The 21,189-nt window shown below is 44.4% G+C and carries 15 protein-coding genes, 4 tRNA genes and 3 rRNA genes; 4 read left to right on the top strand and 18 right to left on the bottom strand.

What is annotated here, in order from left to right:
* Positions 1 to 52 precede the first annotated feature (52 nt).
* Positions 53 to 835 (bottom strand): potassium channel family protein, encoded by a 783-nt coding sequence (locus ACGHVY_RS21315; RefSeq protein ID WP_308745121.1) that lies wholly within the window; start codon positions 833 to 835, stop codon positions 53 to 55.
* A 217-nt stretch (positions 836 to 1,052) separates the two neighbouring features.
* Here ACGHVY_RS21315 and gadC point away from each other — a divergent pair, with 217 nt between their 5' ends.
* Positions 1,053 to 2,699, top strand: a complete 1,647-nt coding sequence (gadC, locus tag ACGHVY_RS21320; RefSeq protein WP_390601436.1) for a putative glutamine/gamma-aminobutyrate antiporter GadC — start codon at positions 1,053 to 1,055, stop codon at positions 2,697 to 2,699.
* Between the two features lie 70 nt (positions 2,700 to 2,769).
* Here the strand turns inward: gadC and ACGHVY_RS21325 are convergent, their stop codons facing one another.
* Positions 2,770 to 4,050: a sensor histidine kinase gene (locus ACGHVY_RS21325; protein WP_390601438.1), complete on the bottom strand. Its 1,281-nt coding sequence runs from the start codon at positions 4,048 to 4,050 to the stop codon at positions 2,770 to 2,772.
* Positions 4,051 to 4,253: 203 nt separating this feature from the next.
* Between ACGHVY_RS21325 and ACGHVY_RS21330 the strand changes: the two genes are divergently transcribed.
* The 3 genes from ACGHVY_RS21330 (at position 4,254) to ACGHVY_RS21340 (ending at position 6,159) form a co-directional block, all read left to right on the top strand.
* A tRNA-Phe gene (locus ACGHVY_RS21330) sits at positions 4,254 to 4,326 on the top strand.
* Positions 4,327 to 4,339: 13 nt separating this feature from the next.
* Positions 4,340 to 4,412 (top strand) — tRNA-Pro (locus ACGHVY_RS21335).
* Positions 4,413 to 4,521: 109 nt separating this feature from the next.
* Positions 4,522 to 6,159, top strand: coding sequence for an alpha-galactosidase (locus ACGHVY_RS21340; protein WP_308746036.1), 1,638 nt, complete (start codon positions 4,522 to 4,524; stop codon positions 6,157 to 6,159).
* A gap of 82 nt (positions 6,160 to 6,241) precedes the next feature.
* Here the strand turns inward: ACGHVY_RS21340 and ACGHVY_RS21345 are convergent, their stop codons facing one another.
* From ACGHVY_RS21345 to ACGHVY_RS21420, 16 genes are all read right to left on the bottom strand, one after another.
* On the bottom strand, positions 6,242 to 7,045 hold the full coding sequence (locus ACGHVY_RS21345) for a hypothetical protein (protein WP_390601441.1): 804 nt from the start codon (positions 7,043 to 7,045) through the stop codon (positions 6,242 to 6,244).
* Positions 7,046 to 7,058: 13 nt separating this feature from the next.
* Positions 7,059 to 7,427 carry a GntR family transcriptional regulator gene (locus tag ACGHVY_RS21350; protein WP_308746034.1) on the bottom strand — a complete coding sequence of 123 codons (369 nt, stop codon included), beginning with the start codon at positions 7,425 to 7,427 and terminating at the stop codon, positions 7,059 to 7,061.
* A gap of 10 nt (positions 7,428 to 7,437) precedes the next feature.
* A complete protein-coding gene (locus ACGHVY_RS21355) occupies positions 7,438 to 8,268 on the bottom strand; it encodes a hypothetical protein (protein WP_390601445.1) in 831 nt (276 codons plus the stop codon).
* Between the two features lie 6 nt (positions 8,269 to 8,274).
* Positions 8,275 to 9,120, bottom strand: coding sequence for an ATP-binding cassette domain-containing protein (locus ACGHVY_RS21360; RefSeq protein ID WP_390601448.1), 846 nt, complete (start codon positions 9,118 to 9,120; stop codon positions 8,275 to 8,277).
* A 172-nt stretch (positions 9,121 to 9,292) separates the two neighbouring features.
* On the bottom strand, positions 9,293 to 10,759 hold the full coding sequence (locus tag ACGHVY_RS21365) for a tetratricopeptide repeat protein (RefSeq protein WP_390601449.1): 1,467 nt from the start codon (positions 10,757 to 10,759) through the stop codon (positions 9,293 to 9,295).
* Positions 10,760 to 10,780: 21 nt separating this feature from the next.
* Entirely contained in the window at positions 10,781 to 11,728 is a 948-nt protein-coding gene (locus ACGHVY_RS21370; RefSeq protein ID WP_308746030.1) for a substrate-binding domain-containing protein, read from the bottom strand.
* Positions 11,729 to 11,732: 4 nt separating this feature from the next.
* On the bottom strand, positions 11,733 to 12,548 hold the full coding sequence (locus ACGHVY_RS21375) for a TonB family protein (RefSeq protein ID WP_308746029.1): 816 nt from the start codon (positions 12,546 to 12,548) through the stop codon (positions 11,733 to 11,735).
* Between the two features lie 26 nt (positions 12,549 to 12,574).
* A complete protein-coding gene (locus ACGHVY_RS21380) occupies positions 12,575 to 13,228 on the bottom strand; it encodes a biopolymer transporter ExbD (protein WP_308746028.1) in 654 nt (217 codons plus the stop codon).
* A gap of 15 nt (positions 13,229 to 13,243) precedes the next feature.
* Entirely contained in the window at positions 13,244 to 13,849 is a 606-nt protein-coding gene (locus ACGHVY_RS21385) for an ExbD/TolR family protein (protein ID WP_390601453.1), read from the bottom strand.
* A 29-nt stretch (positions 13,850 to 13,878) separates the two neighbouring features.
* Positions 13,879 to 14,682 carry a MotA/TolQ/ExbB proton channel family protein gene (locus ACGHVY_RS21390; protein WP_308746026.1) on the bottom strand — a complete coding sequence of 268 codons (804 nt, stop codon included), beginning with the start codon at positions 14,680 to 14,682 and terminating at the stop codon, positions 13,879 to 13,881.
* 163 nt (positions 14,683 to 14,845) lie between these two features.
* A complete protein-coding gene (locus ACGHVY_RS21395; RefSeq protein ID WP_390601456.1) occupies positions 14,846 to 15,286 on the bottom strand; it encodes a hypothetical protein in 441 nt (146 codons plus the stop codon).
* Positions 15,287 to 15,630: 344 nt separating this feature from the next.
* Positions 15,631 to 15,741 (bottom strand): 5S ribosomal RNA (gene rrf, locus ACGHVY_RS21400).
* A 72-nt stretch (positions 15,742 to 15,813) separates the two neighbouring features.
* Positions 15,814 to 18,693 (bottom strand): 23S ribosomal RNA (locus ACGHVY_RS21405).
* Positions 18,694 to 18,840: 147 nt separating this feature from the next.
* Positions 18,841 to 18,914 (bottom strand) — tRNA-Ala (locus ACGHVY_RS21410).
* Between the two features lie 54 nt (positions 18,915 to 18,968).
* A tRNA-Ile gene (locus tag ACGHVY_RS21415) sits at positions 18,969 to 19,045 on the bottom strand.
* A gap of 163 nt (positions 19,046 to 19,208) precedes the next feature.
* Positions 19,209 to 20,738: ribosomal RNA gene (locus ACGHVY_RS21420) — 16S ribosomal RNA — on the bottom strand.
* The 16S, 23S and 5S rRNA genes sit together here with 2 tRNA genes alongside, the layout of an rRNA operon.
* Positions 20,739 to 21,189: the final 451 nt, after the last annotated feature.

The raw sequence follows: 21,189 nt of genomic DNA on the forward strand, positions 1-21,189 counted from the left end.
CATTCCCCTTATCCGGCCAAAAGCTCATACTTGAGGGCTTTGGCGAATATCATCATCCTTGCGTATTTTGTATCGCAGGTTTCTCTGTTGCAGCCGCTTTCTGCTCAGCAGCCTTTTTCTGCTCTTCTTGTGCTTCGTAATATTGCTTTTTCCGTTTGTTGGATTCCTGAATCAGATTCGTGATATAGACTGTAAAAATCGGGAACATCATCATACCCAGAGCTGCCAACAGTACGGAAAGCACTCTACCGGTAGTCGTCACCGCAATTATATTCGACCCGACGGTAGTCACATCCATAAATGCCCACCACAAGGCATCTCCATACCCATGAACCAGCGGATTCACTTTATGTTCGAGCACGAAAAACGCAAGACTGGAAAAATAGACCGTTGCCAACAACATAGTCAGATAAGAGATAAACAAGCTCGAAGCCCGGTTGTACGTCAGCCAGCCGACCACAATGGCAAGCGCATATCCGCCCCTCAGCAAAGGAATAAAACGGAGAAAATAAGTAATCTCCGGAGAAAACGTCCATCCGTAATAGGCAATAATGTTCTGATAAGGGATGGCTACTAGCAAGAAGATGAAATGTGTCCGTAAATAACGTCCTTTGTGCTTTGCCAGGAAAAACTCCAGTACAAAATCGAAAAGAAACCAAAGACAAATCCATAACTGAGTCTTCATGTACGACGACTGTGTATAAAAAGGAATTCCTTTAAAAGTATCCACAGAAATACTGATAACCAGAAAAAGGGACATCACTAATATAATAAGGTGAAGAATGCCATAAATCCCCTTTTTCCCTAAGATAAAATCCGAAAGTGCTGATTTCATAACTACTTAGTTTATAATAAAATGATTCTTGTATAATGTATAATGTGTAGAAACAATCAGAGAAAGCGATTGTTTCGTGACAAGCCATTTTGAGGGTACAATATATTCGATTTTACGATGTTAATTAACGAACTTTGAAAGATATTGCGGGAACATCTCACGCAAAATGTTGTTATATCACTGACTTTAAAATATTTTTCACTTAAAACCTTAACTTATGGCAAATATTAAAAATGCAGTGAAGCTGGGGGTGTTTACCCTCGCTATCATGAACGTTACGGCAGTAGTATCATTGCGTGGACTACCAGCCGAGGCCGTATACGGAATGAGTTCGGCCTTCTACTATCTTTTCGCAGCTATCGTCTTTCTGATTCCTACATCGCTCGTCGCAGCAGAGCTGGCGGCTATGTTTCAGGATAAGCAAGGTGGTGTGTTCCGGTGGGTAGGCGAAGCCTACGGTAAGAAACTGGGCTTCCTTGCCATCTGGGTACAATGGATTGAGAGTACAATCTGGTATCCTACAGTATTAACCTTCGGTGCCGTATCCATCGCCTTTATCGGAATGAATGACGCACATGACATGTCACTGGCTAACAATAAGTATTACACTCTTGTCGTGGTACTTATCATTTACTGGCTGGCAACTTTCATTTCTCTGAAAGGTATGAGCTGGGTTGGTAAAGTAGCCAAAGTCGGCGGTATGGTCGGTACGATTATCCCGGCTGCTTTGTTGATTATCCTCGGTATCATCTACCTGGCAACCGGCGGACAGTCCAACATGAACTTCGACAGCAGTTTCTTCCCTGACTTTACCAACTTTGACAATGTCGTTCTTGCCGCCAGTATCTTCCTGTTTTATGCCGGTATGGAAATGGGCGGTATCCACGTGAAAGACGTAGAAAACCCATCCAAGAACTATCCGAAGGCAGTATTTATCGGTGCACTTATCACTGTTCTTATTTTCGTTCTCGGTACTTTCGCACTCGGTGTTATCATCCCTGCAAAAGACATCAACCTTACTCAGAGCCTGCTCGTCGGTTTTGACAACTACTTCAAGTATATCCACGCTTCCTGGTTGTCACCCATCATCGCCATCGCCCTTGCATTCGGCGTATTGGCAGGTGTATTGACATGGGTTGCCGGTCCGTCAAAAGGTATCTTTGCCGTAGGTAAGGCAGGTTATATGCCCCCGTTCTTCCAGAAAACAAACAAGCTGGGTGTACAGAAGAATATCTTGTTCGTACAGGGTATCGCTGTTACCGTATTAAGCCTGTTGTTCGTAGTAATGCCTTCCGTACAGAGTTTCTATCAGATTCTGTCACAGTTGACAGTTATTCTTTACCTTATCATGTATCTGCTGATGTTCTCAGGAGCTATCGCACTGCGTTATAAGATGAAAAAGCTGAACCGTCCGTTCCGTATCGGTAAATCCGGTAACGGTTTGATGTGGTTCGTCGGCGGACTCGGATTCTGTGGTTCATTGCTTGCCTTTATCCTCAGCTTCATTCCGCCCAGCCAGATTTCTACAGGTAGCAATACTGTCTGGTTCTCCGTACTGATTATCGGTGCAATCATCGTTGTCGTTGCTCCGTTCATCATCTACGCTTCCAAGAAACCGTCCTGGGTAGATCCTAACTCTAACTTCGAACCGTTCCACTGGGAAGTACAGGCTCAACCTGCTACTGCTAATGTAGCTACCGGAAGCACCACTGCAAGTACAGCCGCCCCCAGTACCACAACTTCCCATACCAACGCTTCAAGCGCTGCTCCATCAGGCAGTCCCACTGCTTCGAACGGAAGTTCCGCTTCAAGTAAAGCGTCTTCGGGAAGCGGAGACACGAATAAGGATGCACCTAAATCATAAAGACTAAGCGTACATCCTGTTTATGAAAAAAGTAATCCCGCTTCAGCTATTCGAAAAAGCCGAAGCGGGATTATTTTTTATCCAAAGGCGGATTCATCCCCTGTATCTTTTGCTGTATGCCCTGTGGCAGTATAAACCAGAAAGTGGAACCTTTATCCAATTCGGAATCCACTCCGAGACTCCCACCTAAATTCTTGATAATCGTTTGCGAAAGCGCCAGTCCAAGCCCTGTCCCCTGCACTTCACGATCTAACTTAATGAAGCGCGAGAATATCTTATCCTGTTCCTCTTCAGGTATGCCGATACCCGTATCGGACACATAAAAACGCACATCTTCCGTACCTTCCATATGACAACCAAAACGTATTTCGCCCGATTCTGTGAATTTCATCGCATTATGCAACAGGTTCGTCACCACCTGAATAATACGTTGCTGTTCCGAATACAGCATAATCGGTTGCACTTGCGCCTCGCAAACCAGTTTTACTGCAGACTGCCCGTTCATCTTCATTCTAAAGACTCCCTCCAGTTCCCGCAGTAAATCATTTGCGTCAAATTCCGAATATTGGAAATTCACCGCCCCCGCTTCTATTTGCGAAAGGTCGAAAATATCGTTGACAAGACGTAGCAAGCGTTCATTGTTCTCTGTGATAATGTCGGCATATACCTTCTTTTCTTCTTCACTGGCAGCCGACACGATTAAACCGGAAAATCCGACAATCGCATTCAGCGGTGTACGCACTTCGTGGCTCATATTGGATATAAAGGCAGATTGTAACTTCTCGACAGAGATGGAGTGTTCTTTTTCAATAGTCAACAGTCGCTGCATATTTCTCAACTCCGTCACATCATAAACAGTCAGTACCATATAATCCTCACCACCAATTTCCAGATACGTCCCCGAAACCGACACATCACAAGGAATCACTTTCTTTTCGTCTTCACTCAGCAATCTCATGGAAGCATCCAATTTTTTAAAGTCTGTTTTGTCACGGAATGCCTTACTGATATTTGTACGGACACAGCAAAATTTGCATTGTTCATGCTTGCCACACTCGCCTGCCGCAATCGCATTCCGACAATGCAGCAAGTCCCCAACTCTTTTGATTGTCCCGTCTACCGGAGCCGAAAGGCCGTTCAATGAATAATAATTGGTATCGCTAACCACAAAATCTCTATCAATCAACAGAAAGTAAGCATTGATATTCTGTAGAATCATGGACGGGATTCCGACTTTATCGAGCTCCGCCTCTTTGGCACGTATTTCTTTCCGGATTGATTGGAACTTCAGTTGCACACAAATGAGAAATATTGCTAAAACAGCTATGACAAAAACAGTTAATGCCGCCATGATAATAGAAGATTTTAATATTGCTTGAATTGTTTTTACTGTGTAAAAGTATGAAATATACACCATAAAATCAGCATTTATCTACATATTTCTTCACTAAAAACTGCTACTATTTTTTCCTATACCAGAAATTGACGAAAATTTCTTTCAAAGTTATTGTGGTATTAAAAAATATACTTATCTTTGCACCCGCAAACGAGAAAGGTGCCATAGCTCAGTTGGTAGAGCAAAGGACTGAAAATCCTTGTGTCCCCGGTTCGATTCCTGGTGGCACCACTTCTTAAGCAATCGGAATGTAGCGCAGTTGGTAGCGCACTACGTTCGGGACGTAGGGGTCGGGCGTTCGAGTCGCCTCATTCCGACAAGACAAAGGGTAGCTTTCTGGAATACAGCAAGTTACCCCTTTATTATTTTCAAGCTGCCGGGACGAAATCGGGACAGCCGGACTCAAATCTATCAACCTATTATATCATGAAAAACAGATTCTGCATTTTGACGGCAACCGCCCTCTTCCTGCTTTGTTTCAGTTGCACAAAGACTCAAGTGACTCATTCTGAGAATGAGAAGACAATCACTCCGCCTATCATGGGATGGAGTTCATGGAATGCTTTCCGAGTAGATATCAGCGAAGACATTATTAAACACCAGGCCGACCTTATGGTAGAAAAAGGCTTGAAGGACGCAGGCTACCACTACATCAATGTAGACGACGGTTTCTTCGGCAGACGGGATGACAATGGAGTCATGCAGACCAACGAGAAACGTTTCCCGAACGGCATGAAACCAATAGCCGACCACATACACGGACTGGGAATGAAAGCCGGCATCTATACCGATGCAGGCAACAACACCTGCGGCTCCATCTGGGACAATGACGCAGCAGGAGTAGGCGCAGGCATTTACGGGCATGAGCCGCAGGACGCCCAATTATACTTCGGCGACTGGGGATTCGACTTTATCAAAATAGACTATTGCGGTGGAGATGTACTGGGACTGGAAGAGCAAGAACGCTATACCTCTATCCGCAACAGCATAGACAAGGTAAACAAGGACGTTTCCGTGAATATCTGCCGATGGGCTTTCCCCGGCACTTGGGCGAAAGACGTGGCAACTTCCTGGCGTATCAGCGGAGATATTAATGCACATTGGAACTCACTGAAATATGTAGTCGGAAAGAATCTCTACCTGTCCGCCTATGCCGGAAACGGACACTACAATGATATGGACATGATGGTAATCGGATTTCGCGACGACAGCAAAGTAGGCGGGAAAGGACTTACCCCGGCAGAAGAAGAAGCACATTTCGGTCTGTGGTGTATCATGAGCTCGCCTTTGCTTATCGGCTGCAATCTGGAAAACCTGCCGGAATCTTCTCTCGAATTGCTGAAAAACAAAGAATTGATTGCGCTCAACCAAGACCCGCTGGGATTGCAGGCTTATGTAGCACAACACGAAAACGACGGCTATGTACTGGTGAAAGACATCGAACAGAAACGTGGCAATGTACGCGCTGTGGCATTATACAATCCCTCCGATACAGTATGCAGTTTCTCCGTTCCATTCTCTTCCCTGGAATTTGCTGGGAACGTGAAAGTTCGTGATTTAGTAAAGCATAGCGATTTAGGCAGTTTCTACGGCAACTTTGAACAGACTCTGCCCGCACACAGTGCCATGTTCCTTCGTATGGAAGGCGAAACGCGCCTGGAACCGACATTGTATGAAGCAGAATGGGCATACCTACCTCTTTTCAACGACTTAGGCAAGAACCCGAAAGGCATTATTTACACCAACGACAAGGAAGCATCCGGCAAAATGAAAGTGGGATTCCTCGGCGGACAACCGGAAAACTATGCTGAATGGCGCGAAGTGTACAGTGGAGACGGCGGACGTTACAACATGACCATTTACTATTCATTCGGCAAAGGACGACAATTGGAAGTAGACGTCAACGGCATTATCACAAAAATCAATTCATTGGGAGAAGACGAAACACACAATCAAATCTCCATTCCTGTAGAACTGAAAGCAGGATATAATACCATCCGCATGGGAAACAGCTATAACTGGGCACCGGACATTGACTGCTTCACCCTGACCAAAGCGCTGTAATATTACAACCGATATATAAAAAGGAGCAATAATGAATCTATTTCATTTTGCTCCTTTTCTGTCTAGCCATGTCTAGTTTCTATTACGGATTCACTATTATTTCCGCTTTCTCCCGAAGCGTCATTTGTAATTGGGCATCTTTATCCAATGGAGTCCATACAACACGATTGCATTCTCCTACCTGTAAGGCGTTATGATGTTTTTTAGTACCTCTAAGATACTCTGTACCTATTTCGCAACTTTCAATCTTCCAGTTCCATGTACTATTCAGGTTCAGATAGAAATTTTCAATCTTACTATCCTTTGCCTTAAATCTCAAATCTTCTCCATCAATACTAAAAGAACGGAACTGGCAAGAATCAAGCAATACTTCCTGATGAAGCACATGTACAAACAAAGAATCCATTTTTACCTCCTTCAAGTTCATCTTTAAACCTTGCGTATAAAAAAGAAGACTGCTTAACGAATCCACAGACAACTGTACATCCATCCCTACCGCATAAATATTGTCTCTATCACGAAACTTGGCAGGAATATTACCATTATTAAAATCAAGTTCCATCAGTAACGTATCATTTACCTGGCTTACTTTTAGATACTGATTCTTTGGATAAACAATCTTTCTTTCTCCTGCCGTAGAAGAGCTTGTCACTGTCACATCACCATTCACATAAATCCACCTATCTTCACCATCCTTATCTCGGTTAATAAACATCTTCACTGCATGTACATTGTCCAAATCCATTTCTACCCGTTCATCTCCTCCTACAAAAAGGCCATTTTGTTTGTATGATTTCCCGGTTGTAGCCACTAAAGCAATAGAGACAACAATAACAATCAACCCGGAGACGATAAGACCTATTAATATATAAGTAGTACGTTTCATAATATTTCGTTTTTTATTTCTGCTTTTTTATAAACTCACGATACATTGCTTCTATCTCCTTCATCGGAATATCCAGTGTATATAACTGGCGAAAAAAATAGTCCAACTCTTCTTTCAAAAAGATTTCTTTGCGAAGAGAACGAATCAATTCCTTAGCTCCCAATGCTACAAAATACCCTATACCGCGTTTATTATAAATAATATTCTGTACCTGGAGATAATCGAAAGAACGCATCACCGTGTTGGCATTCACCTCTACAATAGCAGCATATTCCCTGACAGAAGGAACGCGTTCTTCTTCCGGATATTGTCCCAGCAATATCTCATCACAGATCCTATCTGCAATTTGTAAATAAATGGCTTTACTTTCTTTAAAATTCATAAGCTAAGGATTACATTCGGTTAATAATTTCAGACTCCTTGAAACGGAAATAAGCAAGTATCCAGTTAAACAGAGTAAAGAATATGCAGACAGCAATAAATAATCCCCATATAGCTTCATCAGACATTATAATATTACCCGGGAAAGAATAATTCATATTACTCTGCAGCAACACTTTACTCATAAAAGCCCCCACCAAGAAATAAACTATCCCAATAACCATTCCCGATGCAAATGTTTTCAAGAATGAGTTTTTAGGCCATATAGTACTACCTAATATAAATAAAGATTGAACGAAGAAATATCCGGCTATCAATGCTCCGAACTCCCATCCTGTCCTGCACAATGTATAATAACGTTTTCCCTTGCCGACCAAATGAGACAAATCAACAGGAGCTATAAAGTCCTTTTCAGGATAAGCCAGCGAATAAACCATCACCCTCGTATAGTCCGCCAATTTATAGGTAATCAGAAAAACCACCAGGAATACCACCGTAAACACAAACCAGCGTGAAAAGAATCTCTCAAAAGGAGTTACCGGGGTCATTAATGTAGACATGCGACTCGTTTTTGTTTTCATCTTCTCCATCGTGAACGAAGCACTCAAACAGCCGAATATCCATAAAGACCAAATAAACACAACCAAAAGAAATGACCATGCCGGGTCATTCGAACTTTCATAGTCATGCCTATATTCAAAATATCCATTCCAAATTACCGCAACCGCCATCACTCCATAAAGCAACACGATACGAAGCACATTCGATCTCCAACTCTCCACCATCTCCTTGCGGCAAAGATTCATAAAACGAGGCAAACTGAAAAAAGTATCTTTCATCATCGTCTTTTATTTTTGAGTGTGAAACAATCGGGCTATCTCTTCAGGAGCAGCCAATGTAGCATTAAACAGAAGTTCCAGGTTAATCTCCGATTCTTCTTTCTCTACATTGGGAAGTATCAGATGGTTACCTTGAATGGTAGGAATCGCAAAGAGAGCACTCTTCGCCAGTTCGCGGTCGTCACTCTCCACAAAGTAAAGTTTATCGCAGATAGAACTTGTCGATTCATCCAACAGCACACGACTCTCATCCATAATCAGCACATGGTCGAGCACCTTATCTATATCACGTACCTGATGCGTGGAAATCACAATCGTCTTATCATCCGACATACCCGATGCGATAAATTTGCGGAACTGGCTTTTTCCGGGAATGTCCAAACCATTGGTCGGTTCGTCCATCAACAAAAACGAAGTATTCGTAGCAAGCGCGAAACTCATGAAAACTTTCTTCTTCTGTCCCATAGACAGCGATCCGAGATCAATATCAATATTCATCTCAAAACAATGAAGATACTTAATCATCTCCTCCTTACTAAAACGAGGATAGAAAGGACTGTTCAGCTCCACATAGCTGACCAAAGAGACCGAAGGCAATTCAAATTCCTCCGGAACCAGAAACATATCCTGCAAAGTGACCGGCAACCGGCGACGAACGTCCGTATCATGGAACATCACCCTGCCGCTTTTAGGCGTCAACAACCCGGACATCAAATAAAGAAGAGTGGACTTTCCGGCACCATTCTTCCCCAGCAGTCCATATACCCTGCCAGACTCAAAAGAAAGAGAGAAGTCCCGGAGCACCTCACGCTTCGATTTACGATAAGCAAATGAAAGATTTTCTACTGCAATCATAGTACTTTTGTTTAATGAATTAGTTAATTCTAGCGTGTTAGTATAATAGTACACTGCAAAAGTAGACAATCTTTTGAATAAAGCAATAGAAAAGCTGAAAAAAGTACAAAAAAAGGAGAAGCTAAGATCACTCTCCACTCCTCCTGTCACGACAAACAACTAAAATTATTCACTATTTGATGCCGTCCAATGCCCTTTTAGCAGTAGCATTAGCGGGGTCTATAGCCAAAATTTTGCTCCAGTATTCCCGTGATGTATCCTTGTTCGCTTTCGCTTCAGCTTTCAATGCCGGGTTTTCGATAGCCAACAGATAATAATATCCGAGATAACTGTAACATTCCACCAGGGCAGCATTGTAATGGGGATCGTTTTTACTTTCCAATAAAGCAGCCACTTCCTCATAGAAAGGCTTCGCCAGTCCCTGAGTCGTTTCGGGGTCAAGTGCGGAATTGGCACGTGCCCGCCAGAAATTGCCCAGATAGCTGTCCGGTGCCGCCACTGCGATAACCTGGAAAACAGAATCGGCAGATGCCAAAGCCTGTTTACGCTCTTCTACAGTGATGGTTAACGAATCAGGTTGTGTACCCGCTCCATAATAAAGCCTGCCAAACTGGAATTGTAAATCCGGAGTTTGTTTTTCTTTATCAAGAGACGAATAATATTTTTGGTAAGCGCTGATCGCTTTCTTATAATCATTCTTCTGCTCGTAAGCAGCAGAGATATTCTTGTACAAATCCGTCTTTGTCGGATCCATTTCAACCGCCTTTTCGTATTGTACTACTGCATCGTCATACTTCTTCAAATCCTCCAGCAAATGCCCGTAATACATATAATCCAAATAAGAATAGTCGGCCTTGTCGCACTCATTAAAGAAGACATCCGCAGCCTTTATCGCTTCGTCAAAACGTTTCAGGTCAGTATAATTATACATTGCCAGCCGGTTGAACGCAGCATGACGGGGATTCTTCTGCAAGCCCATGTCAGCCACTTCGAGCGACTTCGCAAAATCATGGTTCAGGAATAAGGCAAACGCATATTTCACCAAATCCTCTTCAGTCGCAGCCGGCCCCGTAGCAAAACGCGAATAGGCGTCCGCTGCTTTACTGAAATCATTCTTTAAATAATAAATCTCTGCCAGTTTTTTGTCTACTGCCGTGTTGGACGGTTCCAGTGCTTTCAACTGGTTCAGCTTTTCGATGGCAAGGCTTGCGCTCGCCGACTTATAAATATCCGCATACTTCAGATAAGCATCCGCACATTTCGGGTCGAAGTAAATAGCCTCTTCATACTTCTGAGAAGCAAGACCCGCATTTTTCTGTTTTACGGCAATATCCCCTTCCAATACGGAAGCCATAGCCGACTTGCCATCCGCTTTCCTCGCAAGGGCAGCATACTCCTGCGCTTCGGTAAGTTTGCCGGCATCCAGATAAGCATCACCGACAGCCACCAGAAGTTCCACATTCTTCTTGTTCTTTCCTTTTATCAGATGTTCAGCTTCTTCGGCAGCCTGTGCCGGGTTCGTCTGAATAGTTTCCTTCAATTTTGCAACGCCTGCCCGCCATTCGGCATCGGGCGATTGCGCGTAGAGCGACCCAACTGCTATAAACGCTCCAGCTAAAAACATTTGTACTCGTTTCATGATAGTCTCTAATTTTAGTTATTATTCGTCTTTCACATGGACAATACGCACCGGCTGAGTAGCCGGAACAAGCCCGGATTTCAATATAATCCGCTGCCCCTTGTCGGATGTCATAAAAGAAGTGAATCCCCAAGGCAGCCCGTTGCGGGGATCATTCAGAATTGCGTAAATCGGACGCGCCAACGGATAGTTGCCATAATACAGATAAGCCTGATAAGGTTTATAACTGTTTTCGGGAGTCGCCACATCCTCGGCACTCACCGCCATCACTCTGATTTCTTCCTTGAAAGAAAGATTGGTAGTATCACTGCGGTTGCCCAGCCAGTTTACCCCAATCACACCTATCGCTTCGGGATTCTCCGCTACAAAATCTATCACCTGCTGATTCGTATTCAAGGCACTCACATTCTCCGTAGCCAACGGTTTTCCGCCACAAACGGAATCCATCGCAAAGCGTACGGTACTCGAATTCTTATTGTCGAATACCACCAGGATATCCTTCAAGCCGGAGCGGGGATTCACCTGTTTCCAGTTTTTCGCTTCTCCCGTCAGGATACGGCGGAAGTCCCGTACACTCAACAAAGAATCCGGATTCGCACGATTCACAATCAATGCCAGTGCATCGGTAGCCAACTTAATCTCGCGGGGATAGAACTTACGGCTGTGGAACGAGTTCATCTCTTCCTCAGTCAGCGTCCGGGTTGCGATTGCCAACCGGACACTGTCTTTCAGAAGTAAGTTAATCGCTTCCACTTCCGTTGTATAGCGAGGGACAATCCCGGCCAAAGGATACAGGCTCTCGAATACATCGATTTCTTCCTGTACAATGGGCTCGAAACTTTCATCCGCCGCAATAGCTATCACACCGGACGAATACGTATCCGTCGGTCCCTCTTTCGATTTAGAGCGGCAAGCACTTAATGCCGCCAGCAAAACGATTCCTATCAGCCAAAATTGTCTCTTCATCATCTTTCTATTGTAACCTGAACATTACCGGAACGGTGAACTTTACACGTACCGCCTTACCATTCTGCTTACCCGGAATCCACTTCGGCATACTCTTCACCACGCGTACAGCTTCCTTATCCAGATAAGGATCCACGCCACGGGCGACACGCACGTCCGAGATAGAACCGTCGCGCTCCACCACAAACTGAATGATGACACGCCCCTGCGTTCCATTCTCCTGGGCGATAGTCGGATATTTGATATTCTTGCCCAGATAAGACATCAATTCCTGTTGTCCGCCGGGGAAAGCAGGCATCTGCTCTACCATATCGAATACCTTTTCCGGCTCCGGTGCAGCCTGTGTCACCACCTGCTTCAAGTCCGCGATATCCTTACCGTTGGCTTCGTCATTACCTTTCACGTCGGCAATGGAGATAGCCACCTTCGTAGAAGTCAGCTCTTCCTGACTCTTGATCTCATTATCCTCATGTACCTCCTCATCCTTCTTGATGACAGGAGCCGTAAACTTGATAGAACTCTTCAATGCAGGCGGGGGAGGCGCTACCGGTTCCACCCGTTTCATCTCTTCCTGTTTGATTTCCGGCTCTTCCAGTTTCGACAGAGTAGTGACCTCCGTCATTACTTCTTTCTGTTTCGGAGTTGCCAACTTCACCAGCGTAGGAATCGTAAACCCGATCAATGCGATGACCAATACAGCCAGCATTGCCAGATTGTGCCGTTTCGTAGAATTGGCGCGCATCTTGTAAGCGCCATACGCTTGATTCTTGCCTTCAAAAATCAGTTGACACCATTCCGAAGAAGTTAAATCTATTTTTGCCATTTTACTTTTCTTTTTTAGGTGTTACATCATTTATCGGCAAGGTTCTGTGACAATGCTCCCTTAGCATCGAAATTCTTAATCAAGAACTCGTCCGCCTCGGCAATGTCCGTAATCACATACTTACCTATATTACATATCTGCATTTCGTCCAGCGCATCAATCAGATTCATATAAGAAGCATCATCCGTCGCCTTGATAATCACGGTCGGCGTATCTTTTCCGCTCTTAATTTCGGAAACCTGTTTGCGGTATTCCTCCTCTGAAATCTTCAGGTCCAGCTTCTGCTGCTTCAAAGCCCTCACTTTGTTCACGGCAGCCGCATTCTTCTGAAGAAGTACGGCACGTATTCCGTCCGGAGTGTAACTAGTCTCTTTCAACGAAGTATAATCCTTGTAATTCGGTTCCCCTTCGTAGTAATAGAGCTTGTTATCCGCTCCCAGCAATAATGTAATTGCCTGCGAAGCCTTCACCATACTCTTCTGTTGTTCAGTAATATTCTTGTCATTGCTCGGCATGCTAATCTCCATCGTCTGAGGTTTGCTCAGGGTGGTACAAAGCATGAAGAAAGTAATCAGCAACATATTCATATCCACCATCGGGGTAAAGTCCACCCTTACGGCAAATTTCTTCTGCTTGCTCTTTCCGTTTTTTCCGCCGCTCTCTTGTACTTCAGCACTCATTCTGTTTCCTCCTTTTTATTCTTCAGATTCCGTTTTGAGAGAAGTAATCAGATTATACCGATTCTCCCGCAAATCCTGAAGTGAGTTCATAACGTTCTTTATCACTGAGTATGGAGTCGAAGCATCCGCCTTGATAGCGATACGCAAGTCAGCATTGGCAAGACGTGCATTACGCACCCATGACTTGAACTGATTGTCGGTACTATCGCAGGGAATCCCTTCATTTTTGAGAATCTTGTCCCGTTGTTCTTCAGGCAGATCCAGGTATTTCTGCATACTTCTGATAGGCACTCCGAAAGTTGAAGCCAGTGTAAACCGCTTCTCCTGTTCGGGAGTAAACTTGATGCCATACTCTTCCCCCATGCTCTCCAAAACAGCCTGCATATCCTGCTGTTTGTCGAGGCTCATAAATATTTTCCCGTTCGGGTCCACCAGAATCTGGAGCACGTTCGTCTCCGGGATTTTGATTTCCGATACGGAAGCCGGAGTATTCACCTGCACCGGTTCTTTCTTCACGAATGTTGAAGTCAACATAAAGAAGGTCAGAAGCAATACGGTAACGTCACTCATAGCAGTCATATCTATGAACGTACTTTTCTTTTTAATTTGCGCTCTACCCATGATTAATAGATTTTAAAGGGTTCGCAGAATTAGTGAGTAGCAGCAAAAGTCTGCACGATAGAGAATCCGACCTCGTCAAGTCCGTAAGTCAGTTTATCAATTTTGTTAGTGTAGTAGTTGTAAGAGATAACAGCCAGAGCACCGGTCAAGATACCGAAAGCAGTGTTAATCAAAGCCTCGGAAATACCTTGCGACAAGGCCATGGAGTCGGCACCACCACCGGCGGACAGGGCGGCAAACGAACGGATCATACCGATTACAGTACCGAGCAGCCCCATCAATGTACCCAATGTGGTGATGGTAGCGATAATCGGAAGATTCTGCTGCATCATAGGCATTTCCAGTGCGGTAGCTTCTTCCAGTTCTTTTTGGATAGCCAGCAGTTTTTGTTCCTTAGGCAAAGCTGTGTTCTTTTCCATTTCTTCATACTTGCGTAAAGTAGAAGTGACGACATTAGCCACAGAACCCTGTTGCTTGTCACAGATTTCCTGTGCCTTCTTAATATCTCCGGCAGCCAGGGCAGCTTTGATATTGGCAACGAATTTAGCTAATGAACCTTTTCCGAAAGCAGAACGGAGAGCAAAATAGCGTTCGATACTCAATGCGAGCACGGTCAACAACAGTGTCTGAATGACAGGCACAATAATACCACCTTTGTAGATAGTCCCCAAAAAGTTTCCGGGCAACGGATGGTTGTTCGGATCATTGTTCATAAAGTTGGACGGATTTCCCAATAGGAAATGGTAAATACACACTGCCAGAATAAAACAGCAGATAATTACGATACCGGCATTCTTTATACCTACAACTTGAGTTTTTTTAGTAGTTTCCATAATAAGTTTTTTGTTAAGATATTAATTTTAGTTATTTAGAAAATTTCAATTGATTAGATACACTGCGCTACAGACCCTGCGACTTTTTAAACACACAAAAAAGGCGCACAGTTCATACAGAAGTACGAAAAGTAAATTAATACGAGTAAAAACGGGAGAAATACTAAATAAGGATACGTCTTAGAGCGAACACATAGTAGTCGCTGCAGATAATGGAATAATGTGGATCCTTATCCGAATAATAAGATTTACTTCGATCTAATACAAGTGAGTTTTCTCTTAACAAGAAGAACTTATGTATAATGTCCTTTAAAGAGTCATTTATTTCAATGATTCTACGCAGACGGTAATTATTAGCATTTGATTCAGTAATCGGTTTAAAACCCAATTCTACGTCCGAAATAGACAAAGACTGAGAGTGATTATAGCCCACAGAATGACCATTGACAGATGAGCTTTGATTAGTCACGGAAGTTGCTTCAGAGAATTGACAAGAAGAAGCGCAAGCTGAAATACAAGAAGATGAATTCCCGGCAATTCCACTTATGCTAAAGGATAGCATCAGCAGAAAAAAAGCTAATATGAATTTCGGGGAAACTTTCATTGTATTTTAGTTGTTATATTGTCCTTGTTTATATCCGGCAACAAATGTAAGCAATAAAAGCGTACGTTTGTTGTTGTTCACATCATTTAAACTATAAAGTTTAACTCTATTATTAGAACAAGCTACAAAGAAGATTGTTCTTTAAGAAAGCAATTTTATGTCTTAAAAAACATTTAAAAAGTTGTCCGGCCGTTATTATTCAACGATCGGACTGAACTTCTTTAATCTATATCCGGTTTCATGGGACAGCATAGTATGTTATTTTGGAAAGTTATAGAGAAGCGGTATAAGTGTATAAAAACAGAAATCCCCTTGACTCTTAATGAATCAAGGGGCCTCTTCAAAAACGGCGGCTACCTACTCTCCCACTGTTACGCAGTACCATCGGCGTGACGAGGCTTAACTTCTCTGTTCGGAATGGGAAGAGGTGGAACCCTCGTGCTATAACCACCTGAATAAGGTTATGACATGATGAAAAAGTAAAATTAGCAATAGCTAAACGTATATATCGCGACCCGTACAAGTCCGAAAGAAAGTGAACGGGCAATTAGTAATGCTCGGCTATGATGTTACCACCTTTACACCTGCATCCTATCAACGTCATCGTCTTTGACGACCCTAAGAAATCTAATCTTGTGGCTGGCTTCGTACTTAGATGCTTTCAGCACTTATCCAATCCCGACTTAGATACCCAGCGATGCACCTGGCGGCACAACTGGTAAACCAGCGGTCAGTCCAACACGGTCCTCTCGTACTAGTGTCAGAGCCACGCAAATTTCATACGCCCACGATAGATAGAGACCGAACTGTCTCACGACGTTCTGAACCCAGCTCGCGTGCCACTTTAATGGGCGAACAGCCCAACCCTTGGGACCTTCTCCAGCCCCAGGATGTGACGAGCCGACATCGAGGTGCCAAACCCCTCCGTCGATATGAGCTCTTGGGAGGGATCAGCCTGTTATCCCCGGAGTACCTTTTATCCTTTGAGCGATGTCCCTTCCATGCGGAAACACCGGATCACTATGCTCTAGTTTCCTACCTGATCGACTTGTATGTCTCCCAGTCAAGCGCCCTTATGCCATTACACTCTACGGACGGTTACCAATCGTCCTGAGGGCACCTTTAGAAGCCTCCGTTACACTTTTGGAGGCGACCACCCCAGTCAAACTACCCACCAAACAGTGTCCTCCTTTTTAGGAGTTAGAACTCAAATAATCAAAGGGCCGTATTTCAACAGCGACTCCACACAAACTGGCGTCTGCGCTTCAAAGTCTCCGGCCTATCCTACACATCAATTACCCAAATTCAATGTTAAGCTATAGTAAAGGTTCACGGGGTCTTTTCGTCCCATCGCGGGTAATCGGCATCTTCACCGATACTACAATTTCACTGAGCTCACGGTTGAGACAGTGTCCAGATCATTACACCATTCGTGCAGGTCGGAACTTACCCGACAAGGAATTTCGCTACCTTAGGACCGTTATAGTTACGGCCGCCGTTTACTGGGGCTTCAATTCAATGCTTCTCTTGCGATGACATCTCCTCTTAACCTTCCAGCACCGGGCAGGTGTCAGGCTGTATACGTAATCTTTCAATTTTGCACAGCCCTGTGTTTTTGTTAAACAGTTGCCTGGACCTATTCTCTGCGCCCAACTCTCGTTGGGACCCTTTATCCCGAAGTTACAGGGTCAATTTGCCTAGTTCCTTAACCGTGAATCACTCAAGCGCCTTAGTATATTCAACCCGACTACGTGTGTCCGTTTGCGGTACGGGTACCTTAAAGATTAAGTTTAGCGGATTTTCTTGGAAGTATGTTTACACGCACTATTGGATTGTTCCGAAGAACGTTCCATACTATCAGGTTCGACTCTTGCGGTGGATTTGCCTGCCACAATCAACATCTACACCCTTCAACGGACTATTCCGTCAGTCCGCGGCGCTGTCACTGCTCCGTCTCCACGTCACTCCTTAAGGTAGTACAGGAATATTAACCTGTTCTGCCATCGGCATCACCGTTCGGCTGAGCCTTAGGACCCGACTAACCCTGATCCGATTAGCGTTGATCAGGAAACCTTAGTCTTTCGGCGAGGGGGTTTCTCACCCCCTTTATCGTTACTTATACCTACATTTGCTTTTCCACACGCTCCAGCAAAGCTCACGCTTCACCTTCGACGCAGAGTGGAATGCTCCCCTACCGATCATTACTGATCCCATAGCTTCGGTAAATTGCTTGATGCCCGATTATTATCCACGCCAAACTCCTCGACTAGTGAGCTGTTACGCACTCTTTAAATGAATGGCTGCTTCCAAGCCAACATCCTAGCTGTCTTAGCAATCTGACTTCGTTAGTTCAACTTAGCAATTATTTCGGGACCTTAGCTGATGGTCTGGATTCTTCTCCTTTAGGACATGGACCTTAGCACCCATGCCCTCACTCCTGGGATCGAACTACTGCGCATTCGGAGTTTATCAAGACTTGATAGGCGGTGAAGCCCTCGCATCTTATCAGTCGCTCTACCTCACAGTAGTAATTCCCAAGGCTGCACCTAAATGCATTTCGGGGAGTACGAGCTATCTCCAAGTTTGATTAGCCTTTCACCCCCACCCTCAGTTCATCCGGAAGCTTTTCAACGCTTATCGGTTCGGTCCTCCAGTTAGTGTTACCTAACCTTCAACCTGACCAAGGGTAGATCACTTGGTTTCGCGTCTACTCCTTCCGACTAATCGCCCTGTTCAGACTCGCTTTCGCTTCGGCTACACATTTTAAAATGCTTAACCTTGCCGGAAAAAGTAACTCGTAGGTTCATTATGCAAAAGGCACGCCGTCACTTCTTACGAAGCTCCGACCGCTTGTAGGCGCATGGTTTCAGGGACTATTTCACTCTTCTGTTCGAAGTTCTTTTCACCTTTCCTTCACAGTACTGGTTCGCTATCGGTCTCTCGGGAGTATTTAGCCTTACCGGATGGTCCCGGCGGATTCACGCAAGATTCCTCGTGTCCCGCGCTACTCAGGATACCACTACGCTTCGTTTAGCTTCGAATACCGGACTATCACCGTCTATGGTTTCATTTTCCAAAGAATTCTTCTCACTAAATGTCTTGCGACAACGTGGTCCTACAACCCCATATATGCCGTAACATACATGGTTTGGGCTAATCCCCGTTCGCTCGCCACTACTAGGGGAATCATTATTATTTTCTTTTCCTACAGGTACTAAGATGTTTCAGTTCCCTGTGTTAGCCTCTTGCTATGCAAGATGTCATTCCTTCAGAATGACGGGTTATCCCATTCGGAAATCTCCGGATCAAAGGTTATTTGCACCTACCCGAAGCTTATCGCAGCTTATCACGTCCTTCATCGCCTCCGAGAGCCAAGGCATCCGCCATGCGCCCTTGCTTACTTTCTTTCAAACTGACTTCTTTCCAACTTGGCACTGCCTGGGCAATGTTGATGAGGAAAGAACGTACGGTTCGATATATACTTTTAGCTCTTTACTAAAATTTTACTTTTTGTTATCATCATGTCAAAGATCGTTTTCTCTTTTCAGAGAGAGTGGAGAATAACGGATTCGAACCGTTGACCCTCTGCGTGCAAGGCAGATGCTCTAGCCAGCTGAGCTAATCCCCCAAGAGGTTATCAAGAATCTGGTTTTTGGCTTTCGCTTTTCCTCCTTCTTGAGCTTGGTAGTCCCAGGCAGAGTTGAACTGCCGACCTCTACATTATCAGTGTAGCGCTCTAACCAACTGAGCTATAGGACTAGTTCAACCTTGTCTACCTGATGTTAGACTCGGCTTCTTTTTTCTCTTGTTTATCTCTATCTATAATTCTATAGATGGTTGATCTATATTCTATAAATAAACAAGTACCAGTAGTACAAAAAACAGAACCTCAATAAAGTCATTTGTTACGACATCGCTCCAGAAAGGAGGTGTTCCAGCCGCACCTTCCGGTACGGCTACCTTGTTACGACTTAGCCCCAATTACCAGTTTTACCCTAGGACGCTCCTTGCGGTTACGTACTTCAGGTACCCCCGGCTTTCATGGCTTGACGGGCGGTGTGTACAAGGCCCGGGAACGTATTCACCGCGCCATGGCTGATGCGCGATTACTAGCGAATCCAGCTTCACGAAGTCGGGTTGCAGACTTCGATCCGAACTGAGAGAGGTTTTTGGGATTGGCATCCTGTCACCAGGTAGCGGCCTTCTGTACCCCCCATTGTAACACGTGTGTAGCCCCGGACGTAAGGGCCGTGCTGATTTGACGTCATCCCCACCTTCCTCACATCTTACGACGGCAGTCTCTCCAGAGTCCTCAGCATGACCTGTTAGTAACTGAAGATAAGGGTTGCGCTCGTTATGGCACTTAAGCCGACACCTCACGGCACGAGCTGACGACAACCATGCAGCACCTTCACATTTGCCTTGCGGCTATAATGTTTCCACTATATTCAAATGCAATTTAAGCCCGGGTAAGGTTCCTCGCGTATCATCGAATTAAACCACATGTTCCTCCGCTTGTGCGGGCCCCCGTCAATTCCTTTGAGTTTCACCGTTGCCGGCGTACTCCCCAGGTGGAATACTTAATGCTTTCGCTTGGCCGCTTGCTGTATATCGCAAACAGCGAGTATTCATCGTTTACTGTGTGGACTACCAGGGTATCTAATCCTGTTTGATACCCACACTTTCGAGCCTCAGTGTCAGTGACCAGTCTAGTGAGCTGCCTTCGCAATCGGAGTTCTTCGTGATATCTAAGCATTTCACCGCTACACCACGAATTCCGCCCACCTCTACTGTACTCAAGACTGCCAGTTTCAACTGCAATTTTACGGTTGAGCCGCAAACTTTCACAACTGACTTAACAATCCACCTACGCTCCCTTTAAACCCAATAAATCCGGATAACGCTCGGATCCTCCGTATTACCGCGGCTGCTGGCACGGAGTTAGCCGATCCTTATTCATATGGTACATACAAAATCCCACACGTGGAACATTTTATTCCCATATAAAAGAAGTTTACAACCCATAGGGCAGTCATCCTTCACGCTACTTGGCTGGTTCAGACTCTCGTCCATTGACCAATATTCCTCACTGCTGCCTCCCGTAGGAGTTTGGACCGTGTCTCAGTTCCAATGTGGGGGACCTTCCTCTCAGAACCCCTATCCATCGTAGTCTTGGTGGGCCGTTACCCCGCCAACAAACTAATGGAACGCATCCCCATCGATAACCGAAATTCTTTAATATTTCTCTCATGCGGGAGAAATATGCCATCGGATATTAATCTTTCTTTCGAAAGGCTATCCCCGAGTTATCGGCAGGTTGGATACGTGTTACTCACCCGTGCGCCGGTCGCCATCTCCAGTTTGCAAGCAAACTGAAATGCTGCCCCTCGACTTGCATGTGTTAAGCCTGTAGCTAGCGTTCATCCTGAGCCAGGATCAAACTCTTCATTGTAAAAGTATTGTTAATCAGCATTACTGCTGTTTTTTGCTCTGTTCAGGATGCCGTACAATTTATTGACTCTATTTCAAATACCTGTGTCTCACTTATATTACTATAGTTGAAAACAAGCATTGACGGTTCTATTTTTTAACTTGTACTACTTGTATTGTTTATCAATATTTCAAAGAACTTGTCGCTTTCGTTTCAAAAGCGGGTGCAAAGGTAAGAGGTTTTATTTTAACTACCAAACTTTTTCGAAAGTTTTTTTTGTTTTTTCTTTTTAAACTCATTTCTCAGGCTCTCTTGCGAAAGGGAAAGAATAATTAAAAAAGAAGGACTAAAACCGTTTGCCTTGCGATTCGGACTGCAAAGATAAGAACTTTTATTTCTATTATCCAAACTTTTCTGGAAGTTTTTTTGTTCTTATTTTTAAGCCGGAGCTCGCTTTATCACTAAGTCATTA

Origin of the sequence: Bacteroides sp. f07 (assembly GCF_042854785.1) — a bacterium.
In the GTDB taxonomy this organism is placed as follows: Bacteria; Bacteroidota; Bacteroidia; order Bacteroidales; family Bacteroidaceae; genus Bacteroides.

Bases quoted from the DNA above. Each gene is read 5' to 3' on its own strand.
- ACGHVY_RS21315 (WP_308745121.1), bottom strand. From the start codon at position 835: ATGAAATCAGCACTTTCGGATTTTATCTTAGGGAAAAAGGGGATTTAT.
- gadC (WP_390601436.1), top strand. From the start codon at position 1,053: ATGGCAAATATTAAAAATGCAGTGAAGCTGGGGGTGTTTACCCTCGCT.
- ACGHVY_RS21325 (WP_390601438.1), bottom strand. From the start codon at position 4,050: ATGGCGGCATTAACTGTTTTTGTCATAGCTGTTTTAGCAATATTTCTC.
- ACGHVY_RS21340 (WP_308746036.1), top strand. From the start codon at position 4,522: ATGAAAAACAGATTCTGCATTTTGACGGCAACCGCCCTCTTCCTGCTT.
- ACGHVY_RS21345 (WP_390601441.1), bottom strand. From the start codon at position 7,045: ATGAAACGTACTACTTATATATTAATAGGTCTTATCGTCTCCGGGTTG.
- ACGHVY_RS21350 (WP_308746034.1), bottom strand. From the start codon at position 7,427: ATGAATTTTAAAGAAAGTAAAGCCATTTATTTACAAATTGCAGATAGG.
- ACGHVY_RS21355 (WP_390601445.1), bottom strand. From the start codon at position 8,268: ATGATGAAAGATACTTTTTTCAGTTTGCCTCGTTTTATGAATCTTTGC.
- ACGHVY_RS21360 (WP_390601448.1), bottom strand. From the start codon at position 9,120: ATGATTGCAGTAGAAAATCTTTCATTTGCTTATCGTAAATCGAAGCGT.
- ACGHVY_RS21365 (WP_390601449.1), bottom strand. From the start codon at position 10,759: ATGAAACGAGTACAAATGTTTTTAGCTGGAGCGTTTATAGCAGTTGGG.
- ACGHVY_RS21370 (WP_308746030.1), bottom strand. From the start codon at position 11,728: ATGATGAAGAGACAATTTTGGCTGATAGGAATCGTTTTGCTGGCGGCA.
- ACGHVY_RS21375 (WP_308746029.1), bottom strand. From the start codon at position 12,548: ATGGCAAAAATAGATTTAACTTCTTCGGAATGGTGTCAACTGATTTTT.
- ACGHVY_RS21380 (WP_308746028.1), bottom strand. From the start codon at position 13,228: ATGAGTGCTGAAGTACAAGAGAGCGGCGGAAAAAACGGAAAGAGCAAG.
- ACGHVY_RS21385 (WP_390601453.1), bottom strand. From the start codon at position 13,849: ATGGGTAGAGCGCAAATTAAAAAGAAAAGTACGTTCATAGATATGACT.
- ACGHVY_RS21390 (WP_308746026.1), bottom strand. From the start codon at position 14,682: ATGGAAACTACTAAAAAAACTCAAGTTGTAGGTATAAAGAATGCCGGT.
- ACGHVY_RS21395 (WP_390601456.1), bottom strand. From the start codon at position 15,286: ATGAAAGTTTCCCCGAAATTCATATTAGCTTTTTTTCTGCTGATGCTA.